Origin of the sequence: Streptococcus sp. S1, from assembly GCF_034137685.1 — a bacterium.
GTDB lineage: Bacteria > Bacillota > Bacilli > Lactobacillales > Streptococcaceae > Streptococcus > Streptococcus dentalis.
Window position 1 is genome coordinate 519,989 of the sequence record NZ_CP139418.1, and the last position, 17,099, is coordinate 537,087.

Annotated in this window: 12 protein-coding genes; all 12 read left to right on the plus strand. The window is 42.4% G+C overall.

Translation table 11 applies throughout. The features are described from left to right. Window positions 1-5 precede the first annotated feature (5 nt). Complete coding sequence (locus SM121_RS02685) at window positions 6-728, plus strand: WecB/TagA/CpsF family glycosyltransferase (protein WP_320911307.1); 723 nt, start codon at window positions 6-8, stop codon at window positions 726-728. Then, window positions 703-1,788 carry a glycosyltransferase family 4 protein gene (locus SM121_RS02690; RefSeq protein WP_320911094.1) on the plus strand — a complete coding sequence of 362 codons (1,086 nt, stop codon included), beginning with the start codon at window positions 703-705 and terminating at the stop codon, window positions 1,786-1,788. Before SM121_RS02685 ends, SM121_RS02690 begins: the two co-directional genes overlap by 26 nt. Further along, window positions 1,785-2,879, plus strand: a complete 1,095-nt coding sequence (wecB, locus tag SM121_RS02695) for a non-hydrolyzing UDP-N-acetylglucosamine 2-epimerase (protein ID WP_320911095.1) — start codon at window positions 1,785-1,787, stop codon at window positions 2,877-2,879. Before SM121_RS02690 ends, wecB begins: the two co-directional genes overlap by 4 nt. After that, window positions 2,879-3,844: a glycosyltransferase family 2 protein gene (locus tag SM121_RS02700; RefSeq protein WP_320911096.1), complete on the plus strand. Its 966-nt coding sequence runs from the start codon at window positions 2,879-2,881 to the stop codon at window positions 3,842-3,844. Before wecB ends, SM121_RS02700 begins: the two co-directional genes overlap by 1 nt. Before the next feature lie 57 nt (window positions 3,845-3,901). Then, window positions 3,902-4,609, plus strand: a complete 708-nt coding sequence (locus tag SM121_RS02705) for an IspD/TarI family cytidylyltransferase (RefSeq protein ID WP_320911097.1) — start codon at window positions 3,902-3,904, stop codon at window positions 4,607-4,609. A 1-nt stretch (window position 4,610) separates the two neighbouring features. Beyond that, the gene (locus tag SM121_RS02710; protein WP_031574407.1) at window positions 4,611-5,636 is read left to right on the plus strand and encodes a zinc-binding dehydrogenase; all 1,026 of its coding nucleotides are present in this window, start codon (window positions 4,611-4,613) and stop codon (window positions 5,634-5,636) included. Window positions 5,637-5,642: 6 nt separating this feature from the next. Beyond that, window positions 5,643-7,061: a flippase gene (locus SM121_RS02715; RefSeq protein ID WP_320911098.1), complete on the plus strand. Its 1,419-nt coding sequence runs from the start codon at window positions 5,643-5,645 to the stop codon at window positions 7,059-7,061. A gap of 139 nt (window positions 7,062-7,200) precedes the next feature. Then, window positions 7,201-8,358, plus strand: a complete 1,158-nt coding sequence (locus SM121_RS02720) for a polysaccharide polymerase (RefSeq protein WP_151379254.1) — start codon at window positions 7,201-7,203, stop codon at window positions 8,356-8,358. Between the two features lie 82 nt (window positions 8,359-8,440). Further along, on the plus strand, window positions 8,441-9,538 hold the full coding sequence (gene glf / locus SM121_RS02725) for a UDP-galactopyranose mutase (protein WP_320911099.1): 1,098 nt from the start codon (window positions 8,441-8,443) through the stop codon (window positions 9,536-9,538). A 15-nt stretch (window positions 9,539-9,553) separates the two neighbouring features. Further along, the gene (locus tag SM121_RS02730; RefSeq protein WP_151379256.1) at window positions 9,554-10,606 is read left to right on the plus strand and encodes a sugar transferase; all 1,053 of its coding nucleotides are present in this window, start codon (window positions 9,554-9,556) and stop codon (window positions 10,604-10,606) included. Between the two features lie 144 nt (window positions 10,607-10,750). Next, window positions 10,751-14,224, plus strand: a complete 3,474-nt coding sequence (locus SM121_RS02735) for a GBS Bsp-like repeat-containing protein (RefSeq protein ID WP_320911100.1) — start codon at window positions 10,751-10,753, stop codon at window positions 14,222-14,224. Between the two features lie 144 nt (window positions 14,225-14,368). Then, a complete protein-coding gene (locus SM121_RS02740; RefSeq protein WP_003012975.1) occupies window positions 14,369-16,828 on the plus strand; it encodes a GBS Bsp-like repeat-containing protein in 2,460 nt (819 codons plus the stop codon). Window positions 16,829-17,099: the final 271 nt, after the last annotated feature.

Genomic DNA, 17,099 nt, shown 5'->3' on the forward strand with positions numbered 1-17,099 from the left:
CGATGATGGGGGTCAGAATTGACCCTTTAACAATGGCAGAAACCGTTGCTGCTACAGAAGAATTTGTACGAGATAAAAAACCACTCCATTTGATGGGGGTCAACGCAGATAAGCTCAATCAGTGTGCGACAGACGAAGCCATCAAGAAGATTGTCAATGAATCTGAAATCATCAATGCAGACGGTGCTTCTGTTGTTCTCGCAGCGCGCTATTTGGGCTATTCTGTCCCAGAGCGCGTAGCAGGCATTGATTTGATGCAGGAATTGCTCCATTTAGCCAATGAAAAAGGCTACTCTGTCTACTTCTTCGGAGCAAAAGAGGAAGTCTTGACCGATATGTTGGCCATCTTTAAAAAGGATTATCCAAATCTCCGAGTAGTGGGCCATCGCAATGGCTATTTCTCTGCTGAAGAGGAGGAGGCTATTCAAGAAGATATTCGTGAGAAGAAGCCAGATTTTGTCTTTGTCGGCATCACCTCTCCTAAAAAGGAGTACTTGATCCAGAAGTTTATGGACAATGGCGTCAATTCTGTCTTTATGGGAGTGGGAGGAAGCTTTGATGTCCTCTCAGGTCATATCAAGCGGGCACCTATGTGGATGCAAAAAGCCAATCTGGAATGGTTGTTCCGTGTGGCCAACGAACCCAAACGGCTCTTTAAGCGTTATTTTGTAGGAAATGCCACTTTTATTAAGAGAGTAGTACATGAAAAACGGAAAGCAAAAAAATAATATTCTTCACATTTCGCGGACCATGGATATCGGTGGAGCGGAACGTATTGTCTATCAGTTGGCGACAGACCTCAAGGATGAATTTGATCAGGTTCATGTCGCATCAACTGGTGGATTGTGGGAAGAAAAACTAGCAGAGAATGGGATTCAACACCATCGGATTCTAGACATCGATAGCAAACAGCCAGCTACGGTGCTCAAGATCCTTGCTAGTCTCTCCAAGATCATCAAAGAAAATGAGATTACTCTTGTCCACACCCATCACCGGATGGCTGCTTTCTATATTCGTTTGCTGCAGATGCGCCATCCGAACTTGCTCCATGTCTATACAGCTCATAATGTTTTCAAGGATAAATTACCACTTTATAAATTCGCCCTAGGAAAGGCTCGAACGGTTGCTGTCAGTCAAGCTGTCCAGGAAAATATCCTTAATGATGTGAGGTCAAAAAACTCTATTGTGATTTATAATGGAGTAAAAATGAAACAAAGTGAGCATACAGTAAATGAAATTACTCAGTGTGACGGTATCAAAATAGGATGTATCGCTCGCCTGTCCGAACAAAAAGGGTTACCCTATCTGATCGAAGCTATGTCACTAGTGACAAATCCAAGTGTATCCTTGTTTCTTATCGGTGATGGAGAATTGAAAAATGATTTGATAAATCAAACCAAGGAGCTGGATTTGGAAGAAAGAATTCATTTTTTAGGTTATCGGAGCGACGTGGTAGAGTGTATCAATAGCTTTGACTTTTGTGTTCTTCCATCGATTTTTGAAGGATTTGGATTGGTTGCAATCGAGGCCTTTATGAACGGCAAAACCATGATTGCAACAGATATTCCAGGTGTGAACGAAGTAGTGAATTCTGAGAATGGGCTCCTCGTCCCAGCTGAGGATCCGCAAGCCTTAGCTCAAGCAATTAAACAATTAGCAGGGGATCCTGAGAAAAGAGCCTCTTTAGCTGCTCAAGCAAAGAGAGATTATGAAAGCAAGTATAGCTATCCGATCTTTTTAGACAACTATCGCAACTTTTACCAATTCATGAGGAAGGGTTCAAAATGAAAAAAGTAATGTTGGTGTTTGGGACGCGTCCAGAAGCCATTAAAATGTGTCCTTTGGTCAATGAACTCAAACAACACGATACCATTGAAACCGTAGTCTGTGTAACGGGGCAGCACAAGGAAATGCTGGACCAAGTGTTAGACGTTTTTCGTGTTGTTCCAGACTATAATCTAGGCATTATGAAGGCCAATCAAACATTATTTACCATTACGACCTCTATCTTGGAAAAAATCCAACCGGTATTAGAAGAGGAAAAACCTGATATTGTCCTCGTCCATGGGGATACCACAACCACCTTTGCAACAGCTTTGGCGGCCTTTTATATGGGCATCAAAGTGGGGCATGTGGAAGCAGGTCTTCGGACTTACAATCTTCAAAGCCCATATCCTGAAGAGTTTAACCGTCAAGCTACTTCCATAGTGGCAGATTACAATTTTGCTCCAACCCAGGTTTCAAAAGAGAATCTTCAAAAAGAAGGACGGACCAATATTTTCGTTACAGGAAATACTGTTATTGATGCCTTAAAAACAACGGTAAAAGAAGACTACGACCACCCTATATTGGAGTGGGCAAAAGGGAGCAAGCTCATCATGTTGACGGCCCACCGTCGCGAAAACCTTGGAGAACCTATGGAGCACATGTTCCGTGCGGTCAACCGGATTTTGGATGAGTTTGAAGATGTAAAGGTGGTCTATCCCATCCACAAAAATCCAAAGGTCAGAGAATTGGCTAGCAAGATTTTTGGAGAGAATGAGCGAATGAAAATCATTGAGCCCTTGGAAGTGATTGATTTTCATAATTTCATGAACCAAAGCTATATGATCTTGACGGACTCAGGTGGCGTCCAAGAAGAAGCGCCTTCCTTAGGAAAACCTGTCCTTGTCATGCGTGATACGACAGAGCGTCCAGAAGGTGTGGCTGCAGGGACTTTGAAATTGGTCGGAACAGAAGAAGAAAACATCTATCGCAACTTCAAGCTCCTTCTGGAAGACCAAGATGAATACGAGAAGATGAGCCAGGCAAGTAATCCTTATGGGGATGGAACAGCTTGTCAACAGATTGTAGAAATTATCATGAAGGGATTAGCATAATGGAAAAGGTTTCGATTGTCATACCGGTCTATAATGTCGAGGAGTATTTACAGTATAGTGTCGGTAGTCTTAGACAACAGACCTATTCAAATATTGAAATCATCCTGGTCGATGATGGATCAACCGATCGTTCAGGAGAAATTTGTGACCAGTATGCTCAGGAAGATGACCGTATTCGAGTGCTCCATCTTCAAAATGGGGGAATATCTTATGCCCGCAACAACGGTGTAAGAGTGGCAACAGCTGATTGGATCATGCTTCTAGATTCAGATGATTATTATGATCGTAGAACTGTTGAATATTTAATGGGATTGAAAGACCAGTATAATGTTGACCTCGTATCGACCCCGGTCATTGAAGTCAGAAGTTATGAGGACAAAGATTTTTCAGGAGATCTAAATGAAAAGAGCGCTAGGAAATTAGACCGCCATACAGCTCTGATAGAAATGTTCTATGGTCACCACGTTGGGACTCATTCAGGAGGAAAACTCTACAAGAAAGAGATCTTACTCCAACATCCCTATCCAGAAGGAATGATTTATGAAGATTTGGCCATTGCCTATGAGCATATTGCAGCTTGTAAGGAGATTGCTGTAAGCAATCTTAATCTTTATAAATACTATCGAAGAGCGGGTAGTACAGTCAATTCGAAGTATAGCGATCGGCTCTTGGATTTCTACAAGGCCATGGAATGGAACAGAGCCTATGTCGAGAGAGACTATCCTGATGATCCGGAAATGAAAAAAGCGGTCAATGCCCGCTATGTCTTTAATGGCTTGCATGTGGTCCATGCTATGCTGGGTTCTCATATGTATGATCAGGTTAACAAAATTCGCAAAGAGTATCGTCGCTATTGGAAAGATATTCTAATCAATTTACATATTACAAGAAAAAATAAACTCAAATACCTTCTTTTGCTCCTTTCTCCACATTTGTATCAAAAGGTGAGAGCAAAACTAGGCTAGATTGCTAAATAGCCATGTTCTAGAGAAGGAAAAAGAGACAACATCAGGAGGTTTAGGATGATTTATGCAGGGATTTTAGCAGGAGGAACAGGCTCACGGATGGGGATTACGGATATGCCCAAACAATTTTTGGATTTGGGTGGACGTCCTATTTTAATCCACACGGTTGAGAAGTTCTTATTGGTCCATGAGATTCAAAAGATTGTATTGGGGATTCATCCGGACTGGGTGACCTATACGGAAGATCTGGTAGACAAGTACTTGTCTTCTTATAAGGACCGGATCTTGGTTGTAGAGGGAGGAAGTGACCGCAACTCTACCATCGAAAATATCATCCTGGCTATCGATGAGGTGCAGCCTTTGACAGATGAGGACATTATCGTCACCCATGATTCGGTTCGTCCTTTTGTTAGCCTAAAAACTATCCAAGAAAACATTGAACTGGCCAAGAACCATGATGTTGTAGATACAGTGGTCGAAGCGACCGATACCATTGTTCAAAGCTTGGATAATACCTTTATCACGGATATCCCAGAGCGCCAATATCTCTATCAGGGTCAAACCCCTCAAACCTTCAAAATGAAAGACTTTCTTGCCTTGTATCATGATTTAAGTGACCAACAAAAAGAAGTCTTGACAGATGCCTGCAAGATCTTTGTCATCAATGGTAAAAAAGTTGCTCTTGCTAAAGGGGAATATTCCAATATTAAAATTACGACGATTACAGATTTGAAAATTGCACGCGGTATGATTGAGGACAATTAATATGTTGAACCAAATCTTTCAGCTGACCCAGCCGAAAAATATTACCATCAAATACCAAGAAGAAGACATGAGCCGTGGAGACAAGGTGTTAATACGCCCTTATTACATGGCTATTTGTCATGCGGACCAACGTTACTATCAAGGGAAACGGGATCCTAAGGTGCTTAAAAAGAAATTACCCATGGCCCTGATCCATGAGTCGTCTGGTATCGTGGTAGCGGATCCTACGGGAACCTATCAACCAGGACAGATTGTGGCTATGGTTCCCAATCAACCTCCTCATCAAACAGAGGGTGTATTCTTTGAAAATTATTTGGAGGGGACGCACTTCTTGTCTAGTGGCTTTAATGGTTTTATGCAAGAAGTCGTTGCCTTGCCACTGGATCGTGTAGTGGCTTATCCAGAGGAAGTTCGGGGCCCTGTGACAGCCTTAGCGGAATTTAGTAGTGTTGCCATGCATGCCATTCATCGCTTTGATCTCATTGCCCATCAACGAAGAGAGTCTGTTTTGATTTTAGGAGATGGGAGTCTTTCATATGTGGTTGCGACTTCTTTGCACTATCTATACCCAGATTTGAAGATAACTGTAGTTGGGCGCAACAGTGATAAACTGCAATTGTTTAATTTCATTCATCAAGCAATTTTGACCAGCGAGTTGACAGACGACCAACGGTTTGATCACGCCTTTGAGTGTACTGGTGGCCAAGGAAGTGAACCAGCCATCAATGATATTATTGATCATATCAAGCCTCAAGGAACCGTGATGTTAATGGGGGTTAGTGATAACCGGGTCGCAGTTAATACAAGAGATGTTCTTGAAAAGGGATTGACCTTTGTGGGGTCTTCTCGCTCAGGTCGTGAAGATTTCGAGCGGGCTGTAGAGATGCTGGCTAATCGTCGAGTCCAAAGTCGTTTGAAAAACATTATTCACGTTGATGGAGAAGTTCAAACCATTCCAGATATTCACCGAGCTTTTGCGACGGATTTGATCACACCGTTTAAAACGGTCTTCAAGTGGGGATTGTAGACAGTCATGAAAGTGTTAAAAAATTACGCCTATAATCTCTCCTACCAGTTGCTGGTGATTATCTTGCCGATTATCACCACCCCTTATGTAACACGGGTTTTTAGCTCGAATGACTTGGGGACCTATGGCTATTTCAACTCCATCGTCACCTATTTTATCCTCTTGGCGACGCTAGGAGTGGCCAATTATGGAACCAAAGAGATCTCAGGACATCGGAAAGATATCCAGAAGAATTTCTGGGGGATTTATACCCTCCAGTTGGGGGCTACGATTTTATCTCTTACCCTTTATGTTCTTTTGTGTCTCACCCTACCTTCCATGCAAAATCCTGTTGCTTATATCCTAGGACTTAGTTTGGTTTCTAAGGGACTCGACATTTCTTGGCTCTTTCAGGGATTAGAAGATTTTCGCAAGATTACGGTTCGGAATATCACGGTCAAACTAGTTGGAGTCATCTCCATCTTCTTGTTTGTCAAATCTGCCAATGATCTGTATCTCTATGTATTCTTACTGACCATCTTTGAGCTCTTAGGTCAGCTCAGTATGTGGCTACCTGCTCGGGAGTTCATTGGGAAAGCCCATTTTGATATGGCTTATGCACGGGTGCATTTGAAGCCGGTCATTCTGCTCTTTTTACCGCAGATTGCCATTTCCCTCTATGTCACCTTGGACCGAACCATGCTGGGGGCTCTCGCCTCTACAAAGGATGTGGGGATTTATGACCAAGCCTTAAAACTGGTCAATATTTTGTTGACCTTGGTGACCTCACTGGGCAGTGTCATGTTGCCTCGGGTATCGAGTCTCTTATCCTCAGGAGACCACAAGGCGGTTAATAAGATGCACCAAATGTCCTTTTTGATTTATAATTTGGTCATTTTCCCCATTATTGCCGGCATGCTAATCGTCAATGATGACTTTGTTCAGTTCTTCCTAGGGAAGGACTTCCAGGATGCGCGTTATGCCATTGCCATCATGATTTTTAGAATGTTCTTTATCGGATGGACCAATATCATGGGGATTCAAATTCTGATCCCTCATAATAAAAATAAAGAATTTATGATTTCGACTACTGTACCTGCCATTGTCAGTGTCGGATTGAACCTCATCTTCCTACCAAAACTGGGCTTTATTGGAGCTGCGATTGTCTCAGTGTTGACAGAAGCTTTGGTATGGGGGATTCAACTCTACTATACCCGTCATTACCTCAAGGAAGTTCCAATTATCGGTGCGATGACAAAAATTATGTTCGCATCTGCTCTGATGTATGGCCTCTTGCAACTTGTAAAACCGTTTCTACATTTCACCCCTACCCTGAATGTACTCGTGTATGCGGTGCTTGGTGGGATCATTTATCTGATCGCTATCCTATCTCTGAGAGTGGTAGATGTGAAAGAATTAAAACAACAATTTTTAAATAAACAGTAGAGAGTAGAAAGGAAGGATATGAATTTTTAAGTAAACAAAATCTTTAGAAAAGAATGCTATAGCAGGGGTGTTCCCTAAGCAGGCATTCTAATCTAAACAGAATGAGCTTTTCTTTAAAAATTCTTTATCAGGTAATTTAATGATAAAAATGAAATTTGACGATCTACTGGTTGGTTTTGTCGTCTCGATTGTGATCTTCTTTAATACAATATCCACTACGATGTTAAATAAGGGCTTTTTGCATGTTGGTGCGAGCTCTCTCTTAGTGGTTGTAGCTCTCTTATTGCTTCGTTTTTTTAATAAAATCTCGATTCCCTATCATTATCTAATCTTGTCTGCCATGTTATTGATGGTAGCTGTTATGGTTTATTCCAAGACGGATAAGTTAAATTTCTTAGTTTATTCTCTCTTAATGGTTTTACTGGTTAATGCGGATAGGAAAGTCATTTTAAAGACGTATGTATTTGTTGCAGGTACGATTGTCCTTACAGTATTTTTATTGTCACTGTTAAAGGTAGTTCCAAACTTACAATATAGTCGGGGTGCTGTTATCCGTAATTCATTTGGGTTTATCTATCCAACAGATTTCGCAGCCCATTGTTTCTACCTTTATGTTGCGATCTCCTATTTGCTAAAAGATCGGTATATTGGCTTACGATCCCTAAGTGGCGTGCTCTTAGCTTTATTTATTATGAAGTTCTGTGATGCTCGTATGAATGCGATCTCACTATTGGTCGCTGTCTTACTGTTTCTCTTCTTTTATTTCACAAAGGAGAAGAAGCTGAAGTTGTATCACTTGTTGCCCTATTCGGTCATCCTTTTTTCAACCGGAATGATCTATTTAACCTATCATTTCTCTTGGTCATCTCCACTTTATGTCCAAATTAATCAATTCATCACTGGTCGGTTAGCCTTAGGTAAAAATGCTTTTAATTTATACCCTTTGAATTGGTTTGGAACAAGAGGGGTTCAGTTTATCGGATCCGGAGGAAGCACGGAGTCTGTCCTCAATTATAATTATGTCGATTCGTCTTATGTTCAGATGCTATTTACATATGGTATCGTACCGGTTGCTTTATTAGTCGGTATTTATGTCATTGTTTCAAAATATGAATTCAAGAAGGGACGTTATTTATTTGTTGCAATTTTGTCCCTCATTGCGATTAACTGTATGATTGAAGCATTTTGGTTTGTACCGACTTATAACATCTTTATGTTCACACTCTTTGCAACAGAAGTTGTCAAGAAAAAGCCGGTCAATTCTCTCTCTTATAGTGAGGAAATTGGGGGAATTTGAAGGTCTAATCTATAGCTACGAGTCTAACGAAACGGCTAAGAGTTTAGATATATTTTAAAATAGAAAAATAATGGAGTCTACTATGTACGATTATCTGATTGTTGGTGCTGGTTTGTCTGGAGCCATCTTCGCACATGAAGCTACAAAACGTGGTAAAAAAGTAAAAGTGATTGACAAGCGGGATCACATCGGTGGGAATATCTACTGTGAAGAGGTTGAAGGTATCAATGTTCACAAGTATGGTGCCCACATTTTCCATACGTCTAACAAAAAAGTGTGGGACTATGTCAACCAGTTCGCTGAATTCAACAACTATATCAACTCACCAGTAGCTAACTATAAGGGCAGTCTTTACAATCTTCCCTTTAACATGAATACCTTCTACGCTATGTGGGGAACCAAGACTCCTCAAGAAGTCAAGGACAAGATTGCTGATCAAACGGCTGATATGAAAGATGTTGAGCCAAAAAACCTGGAAGAACAAGCCATCAAGTTGATCGGTCCAGATATCTATGAAAAATTGATCAAGGGCTATACAGAAAAACAATGGGGACGTTCTGCAACAGACCTTCCACCATTTATCATCAAACGTCTCCCAGTTCGTTTGACCTTTGATAACAACTACTTTAATGACCGTTACCAAGGAATTCCAATCGGTGGTTACAACGTCATCATTGAAAACATGCTGGGTGATGTAGAAGTAGAACTTGGGGTTGATTTCTTTGCCAATCGTGAAGAGCTTGAAGCTTCAGCTGATAAAGTTGTCTTTACAGGAATGATTGACCAGTACTTTGACTACAAACACGGTGAGTTGGAGTACCGTAGCCTGCGTTTTGAACACGAAGTCTTGGATGAGGAAAACCATCAAGGGAATGCGGTGGTCAACTACACAGAGCGTGAGATTTCTTATACTCGGATCATTGAGCACAAGCACTTCGAGTATGGTACACAACCTAAGACAGTTATCACACGTGAATACCCAGCTGATTGGAAACGTGGGGATGAACCATACTACCCAATCAATGATGAAAAGAACAACGCCATGTTTGCTAAGTACCAAGAAGAAGCAGCCAAAAATGATAAGGTTATCTTCTGTGGACGTTTGGCAGACTACAAATACTACGACATGCACGTGGTTATTGAGCGAGCTTTGGAAGTCGTAGCAAATGAGTTTGATTGAAAGAAACCATAATCTATGAAATACTACTTAAAAGAAGAATTCCTGCATGATGTCAACGCAAAGAACGCGGGAAATAAAGCACGCAATGACGTAGAAAGTATTGTGAAAGAAGAAGGCTATCATCCCTTGGTCCTTTCCGTCGACAATTGGTATCAGATGAGTACCCTTGCGGCTCAACGCCATAAGGCAAAAGCTTTTGGACAAGCCTTGGATCAACTAAAGCAAGGAGATGAGTTGTTGATCCAGTTTCCAATGCTTCACCATAGCTTTTTCTCCACCCATTTGGTCAAAAAAGCGCAAATAAGAGGGATTAAAGTCTATCTTTTGATTCATGACCTAGAAGTGCTTCGCCATGCCAACATGACTTCACTGCCTTTAAAACACAGAATTCGGATGTACCTTCAAGAAGCAAGTTTTCTCAAAGCAGCTGATGGGATCATCGCTCACAATCCAGTTATGAAATCTATCTTGGTGGATAAAGGGATAGCGGAAGATAAGATTGTTAGCCTTGGCATTTTCGACTATTTGATTCCAAATTTCCAAGAGAAGACTGGTCTAACTAAGAATCAGCCAATTATTGTGGCTGGTAATTTGGCACAAGAAAAAGCTGGTTATCTCTATGCTCTTCCTGCAGAACCTGCCTATAATCTCTATGGTGTTGGTTTTGATGAGAGTAGAGCTTTAGAGAATGAAACTTACTTTGGTTCCTTTCTACCGGATAAGCTTCCTGCGGCCCTTGAGGGTGGTTTTGGACTTGTCTGGGATGGTGATAGTGCTGAAACCTGTAGTGGTGTCTTTGGCGAGTACCTTCGCTATAACAACTCTCATAAAGCATCACTGTACTTGGCCTCAGGATTCCCACTTGTGGTTTGGAAACAGTCAGCCTTGTCTCATTTTGTGCTTGAGAAGGGCTGTGGGATTGCAGTAGAGTCGCTCCATGATTTGAAGGAGACAATCGACAATCTTTCAGACGCTGATTACCAAACCTTGGTGGACAATGCCAAGCGTGTTGGTCAGGAAATCAGAGATGGTCACTACTTAAAGACAGCCTTAAAACATTTATCATAAGATCAAAAGAAGTCAGACGGACTTCTTTTTTAGTTTTTCAAAAAAATATCACTAATTTTAAAAAATTACCTTATGAAACTTTTCATCGCTGAAACCGTGTGGTAAAATGATTAACGTATAAAATTTGTATAAAGGGAAGTTTATATGAAAAAGAAAGATCTTATTTTTTATGCCGGAGCGGCAGTCTTGATGGCTGTATCTGCTCAGGGAGTCAGTGCAGATGAGCTGGTTTCAAATGAGGCCACTACTACTGAAGGCAACCAAGTCCAAGCTGAAAAAGCGCCAGAAGTAGCCGTTGCTGAAAAGTCAGTAGCACCTGTCGCAAGCAACTATGCAGCACCAGCAAATGTGACCGAACCAGCTGTGGCACCTGTGAGCAAGGCCGCAGCTTCAGAAAGTGGGACCCCATCTGTAGAAAAGGCTACAGATGCATCGACTACTGAGAAAGAAGAAACTCCTCTTCCGTCTGATTCAGGAAGCACGACCTTCTTTAACACAGGCGCTCACGCTCCAGCTGGTCGTTCAACAGATGTGGCGGTTCAGCCAAAATCATTCGTTGATGTGAGTAGCCATAACGGAGACATTAGTATTGGAGACTACCGTACCCTAGCTAATAAAGGCGTGGGCGGTGTCGTTGTCAAATTGACAGAAGACACTTGGTACAAGAACCCAAATGCGGAGAACCAAATTCGTAATGCACAAGCTGCGGGTCTACAAGTATCGACCTACCACTTCTCACGCTATACTTCTGAGGAAGCAGCGCGTGCAGAAGCGCGGTTCTATATTGCAGCTGCACAACGTTTGAGTTTGCCAAAGAATACCCTCATGGTCAATGACTTTGAGGATGCCAAGATGCAGCCAAACATTAACCGCAACACCCAAGCCTGGGCTGACGAAATGCGTAAAAATGGCTACACTAACTTGATGTTCTACACAAGTGCTAGCTGGTTGGATGAAAACAACCTTCGCAAGAAAGGTCCTGTCAACACCGCTCAATTTGGTCTTCAGAATTTCTGGGTTGCCCAATACCCTTCTCCAAAACTGTCTGTAAACGATGCGAAAAGCTTGCGTTACAATGGGAAAGCTGGCGCGTGGCAGTTCACTTCTCAAGCGGAATTGCTTCCAGGAAAACACCTATTTGACCACAGTGTGGACTATACAGGTCGCTTCACAGCGAACGCAAAACCTGCCGCAGACCCGACAGAAGGTAGCTTAAGTGGGAAAATTAACATTGTCAATAACGATACCATGGCGGGACGCTTTGACGTTGTCATCTCAAATGTTAAGGCGCCAAATGGAGTTCGAACAGTTTCTGTCCCAATCTGGTCAGAAACAGGTGGTCAAGATGACCTTGTTTGGTATACAGCCAACCGTCAAGCAAACGGGACCTATACCGTCAATGTAAAAGCAGCGGACCATAAGAACTCAACCGGTCTTTACAATGTCCACCTGTACTATGTTCAGAATAATGGACAATTGACGGGTGTGGGTGGAACAACGACGACAGTAGCCATTGGAAAGAAAAATCAGACTCCGGTTTCAGCGGATCTGACTATTGTAAAATCAGAAAAAGACGGTACCTTTACCATTACGGCTAAAAATCTTCAAGGTTTCGAAGGCTACAAGAAAGTGAAGATTCCATTCTGGTCTCAAGCCAATGGGATGAAAGACATTATCTGGTACACTCCGACTCGTCAAGCAGATGGTTCTTATACCGTTACAGCCAAAGCCAGTGATCATGAAAATGCTGATGGCAAGTACGAAGCGCAAGTCTTCTATGTAGATGCTAAAGGCAAAAACAAATTTGTGAAAAAGGCTTTTACCGATTATACAGCGACAAAACTGGCCAACGCTGTTGCAGCTGATCTGACTATTACAAAATCAGAAAAAGATGGTACCTTCACCATTACGGCTAAGAACCTCCAAGGTTTTGAAGGCTACAAAGAAGTGAAGATTCCATTCTGGTCTCATGCCAATGGGATGAAGGATATCATCTGGTATACTCCGACTCGCCAGGCAGACGGTTCATATACTATAACGGCTAAGGCTAGTGACCATGAAAAGGCTGATGGCAAGTATGAAGCGCAGGTCTTCTATGTGGATGCTAAAGGCCAAAACAAGTTTGTCAAGAAAGCCTTTATCGATTACACAGCTTCTAATCCATCTGCTGATCTGACCATTACAAAATCAGAAAAAGACGGCACCTTCACCATCACGGCTAAGAACCTTCAAGGTTTCGAAGGTTACAAAGAAGTGAAGATTCCATTCTGGTCTCATGCTAATGGGATGAAAGACATTATCTGGTACACTCCGACTCGTCAAGCAGATGGTTCTTATACCGTAACAGCCAAAGCGAGTGACCACGAAAATGCTGATGGCAAGTACGAAGCGCAAGTCTTCTATGTGGACGCTCAAGGCCAAAACAAGTTTGTCAAGAAAGCCTTTATTGATTACAAAAATCAATCTCGTCCAACCGGCACTCTCTTGATCCAAAACAACAATAGGGATACGGGTACTTTTGACGTCGTCATCAAGGATGTCTATAGTCCTAAAGGCGTACGGACTGTTCAAGTCCCTACTTGGTCGGATAAGGATGGACAGGATGATCTCCGCTGGTACGAAGCGACTCGTCAAGCGAACGGAGATTATAAGGTATCCATCAAAGCGAGCGATCACAAGAACTCTACTGGTAAGTACCATGTTCACCTTTACTACATTCAAAATGATGGTTCTCGGATTGGTATTGGTACCACGACTACAGACGTGGAGTTCCGAAATGCCATGACCAAGACGCAAGCTTCTATCAAGAATGTCAATGCAACGAACGGGACTTATACAGTAGCTGTAGATCAAGCCCCTCAGGGGCGTCAGATTAAGAACATTCGTGTCGCCGCTTGGTCTAAAGCTCATCAAGAAAATCTTTACTGGTATTCTGCAACGCCGACAGGTATGCACACAGAGATCACAGTTTCTGCTAATAATTACGGTAATGAAGCAGGCAACTATACTACTCACGTCTATGTGGACTACAAAGATGGGGGAGTTGAAGGCTTTAACCTCGGTCAAACAGCCTTGTCTCCACGAAATCAAAAGGTGAATCCACGAACAACCTATTATTCTCAACGGGATCCTCGTTGGGCTGGGAAATATTACGGTGTGAGCAATGTCGATCAGTCAGGTTGTGTACCAACCTCTCTTGCTATGACTTTCACAGATATCCTTGGTAGAACTATTTTGCCAACAACAGTAGCTGATTATCTCTACAACAATACTGATTCATTCAACAAAGGTGAAGCAGGAACAGATTCTGATGGGATTGTAGCTGCCACTCGTGACTGGGGCTTGAAGAGCCAATTGGTTAATGGAGCTGGAGGCATTGCAGAAGCCCTCATGGCTGGCAAGCATGTACTTGCTGCGGTAGGCAATAGCCAATTCACCAGTGATCCTTATACCCATGAGTTGGTCTTGCATGGCTATGATAATGGTAGAACCTATGTCCGCGATCCATATAATAGTGGCAACAACGGCTGGTATTCGATCAATTATCTCCACTCTATTAAGAGTAAAGACCCAATGGATAACAAGCTTGGAGCACCTTTCTTCTCTATTTTTGCATAAGCTAATCAGAAGGCCAATCTGGCCTTCTGTTTTCTTTAAAAACAGGATAAAATCTTCTAATGAAGTTGTTTCGTGATCTGGCGATTTGTGCTATAATACTACTATGTGGGTAGAATCCGTATAAAAAAATGTAAGGGAAGTTAAATGAAAAAGAAAGATCTTATTGTTTATGCTGGGGCAGCGGTTTTATTAGCCTTTTCGACACAACAGGTCAAGGCAGATGAGCAAGTCGCAGCCGATCAAACCTCAGAAAATACTTCAGCTGTCGTTTTGAAAACAACAACGGTATCAGAAACTCAGAATATTGCAACCGATGGGGTGAAAACTGATCAAGCAGTTCAGACAGAAAAATCTGTTGTAACAGAGACAGCACCTGTCACACCGACTGTTGGCAATAACCCGTCTTTTGATAAGGGAACTAGCGACAAGGTTGTATCAGAGAATCCAGCACCTGCTGTGGGAGCTAGTCGCGCTCCCTATGGCGCACGGGCACGGGTGGTAGAAGCGAGAAATGAGAGTGTCCCTCAACAGGATTCTCCGGTTTCTGCAGATTTGAATATTAAAAAATCAGAGTCAGAAGAAGGTACTTTTACTATCACAGCTAAGAATCTCCAAGGATTCGATGGTTATAAAGAAGTGAAGATTCCATTCTGGTCTCATGCCAATGGCATGAAAGACATTGTCTGGTACACTCCGACTCGTCAAGCAGATGGTTCATATACCGTAACAGCTAAAGCGAGTGCTCACGAAAATGCTGATGGCAAGTACGAGGCGCAAGTTTTCTATGTAGATGCTCAAGGTCAAAACAAGTTTGTGAAAAAGGCCTTTATTGATTATACAGCTCCCAAACCATCTGCTGATCTGACCATTACGAAATCAGAAAAAGAGGGTACCTTCACAATCACCGCTAAGAATCTCCAAGGATTCGATGGTTATAAAGAAGTGAAGATTCCATTCTGGTCTCATGCCAATGGTATGAAAGACATTGTCTGGTACACTCCGACGCGTCAAGCAGATGGTTCATACACTGTAACTGCGAAAGCAAATGACCACGAAAACGCTGATGGCAAGTATGAGGCGCAAGTCTTCTATGTGGACGCCCAAGGTCGAAACAAGTTTGTGAAAAAGGCCTTTGTTGATTATACAGCTCCCAAACCATCTGCTGATTTGACCATAAAAAAATCAGAAAAAGAGGGCACCTTCACGATTACTGCCAAGAATCTTCAAGGTTTCGATGGCTATAAGGAAGTGAAGATTCCATTCTGGTCTCATGCGAATGGCATGAAAGACATTGTCTGGTACACTCCGACTCGCCAAGCAGATGGTTCCTACACAGTGACTGCGAAAGCTAGTGATCACGAAAATGCCGATGGCAAGTATGAAGCGCAAGTTTTCTATGTGGATGCCAAGGGTCAAAACAAGTTTGTCAAAAAAGCCTTTATTGATTTCAAAAATCAATCTCGTCCAACTGGCAATCTTATTATTCAAAACAACAACAAGGATACGGGGACTTTTGACGTCATCATTAAGGATGTCTACAGCCCTAAAGGTGTGCGAACAGTCCAAGTCCCAACTTGGTCTGATAAGGACGGTCAAGACGATATTCGCTGGTATGAAGCGACTCGCCAATCAAATGGAGACTACAAGGTATCCATCAAAGCGAGCGATCATAAGAACTCTACTGGTAAGTACCATATCCACCTCTACTACATCCAAAATGATGGCTCTCGTGTGGGTGTTGGAACAACGACTACAGAAGTCGAATTCCGAAATGCTAAGACAAAGACACAAACAGGGATCAAGAATGTTAATTCTGGTGCTGGAACCTATACGGTAACGGTGGATCAAGCGCCTCAGGGACGCCGGATTAAGAATATCCGTGTTGCTGTCTGGTCTAAAGCACATCAAGAAAATCTTTTCTGGTATGCAACAGCACCTTCTGGTATGCACACAGAAGTGCAAGTTTCTACAGCCAATCACCAGTATCAACAGGGAAACTACACCACTCACGTCTATGTAGATTATGTCGATGGTGGTGTTGAAGGATTTAACCTTGGTCAAACAGCCCTCCATCCTCGTGTAACAGCAGATCAAACTGCTTTTAGTCCTCGTGTGCCGAATGGGCAACGGGACCGTGTCTTACGGGCAGCAGCTAGTCTAGTTGGCGTTCGTGGCGGTACCGCAGCTCACCATCAATTGGTTAATGATTATAACAGTGTCAAACCACTTCCAGTGGGGTATGCAGTGAAAACGACCGATGATTGGTGTGATATCTTTGTCACAACAGTCTTCCAGCGGGAAGGTTTGAGCGGTTTGATTGGTCGTGAATGTGGAGTTGAACGTCACATTCAGATCTTCAAACGCTTGGGCATTTGGAATGAAAATGGTGCCTCTACACCAAAAGCAGGGGATATCATCACCTTTAACTGGGATCAAAATAGCCAGCCAAATAACGGCTTTGCGGATCACATCGGAATTGTCGAAAGCGTCTCAAATGGGATCATTCATACCATTGAAGGAAACTCCAACAACCAAGTCCGTCGCAATACCTACCGGATCGGCCATGGCAATATTCGTGGATTTGCAACCCCTCGCTATCAATAATAAAAAAAGAAGCCTGTGGCTTCTTTTTTGAATGAAGACAAAGTCATTCTAAAAACTTTCCTTAGGTGAGTACGGACGTCAGCGAACTTCAAAGAAGTTCCATGACTAATTATTGAGCCTAAGGTCTCAATAATTCCGAGTGCTAGAAACACTATTGTTTCTAGCACTTTTCTCACGGCGGAAAGTTTCAGAAGATGATTGAATAACTCTAAGCAATAAAATTTTTTGTCTTAATGGAAGTTATTAGATTGTCTATAACAACGGTTTGTTT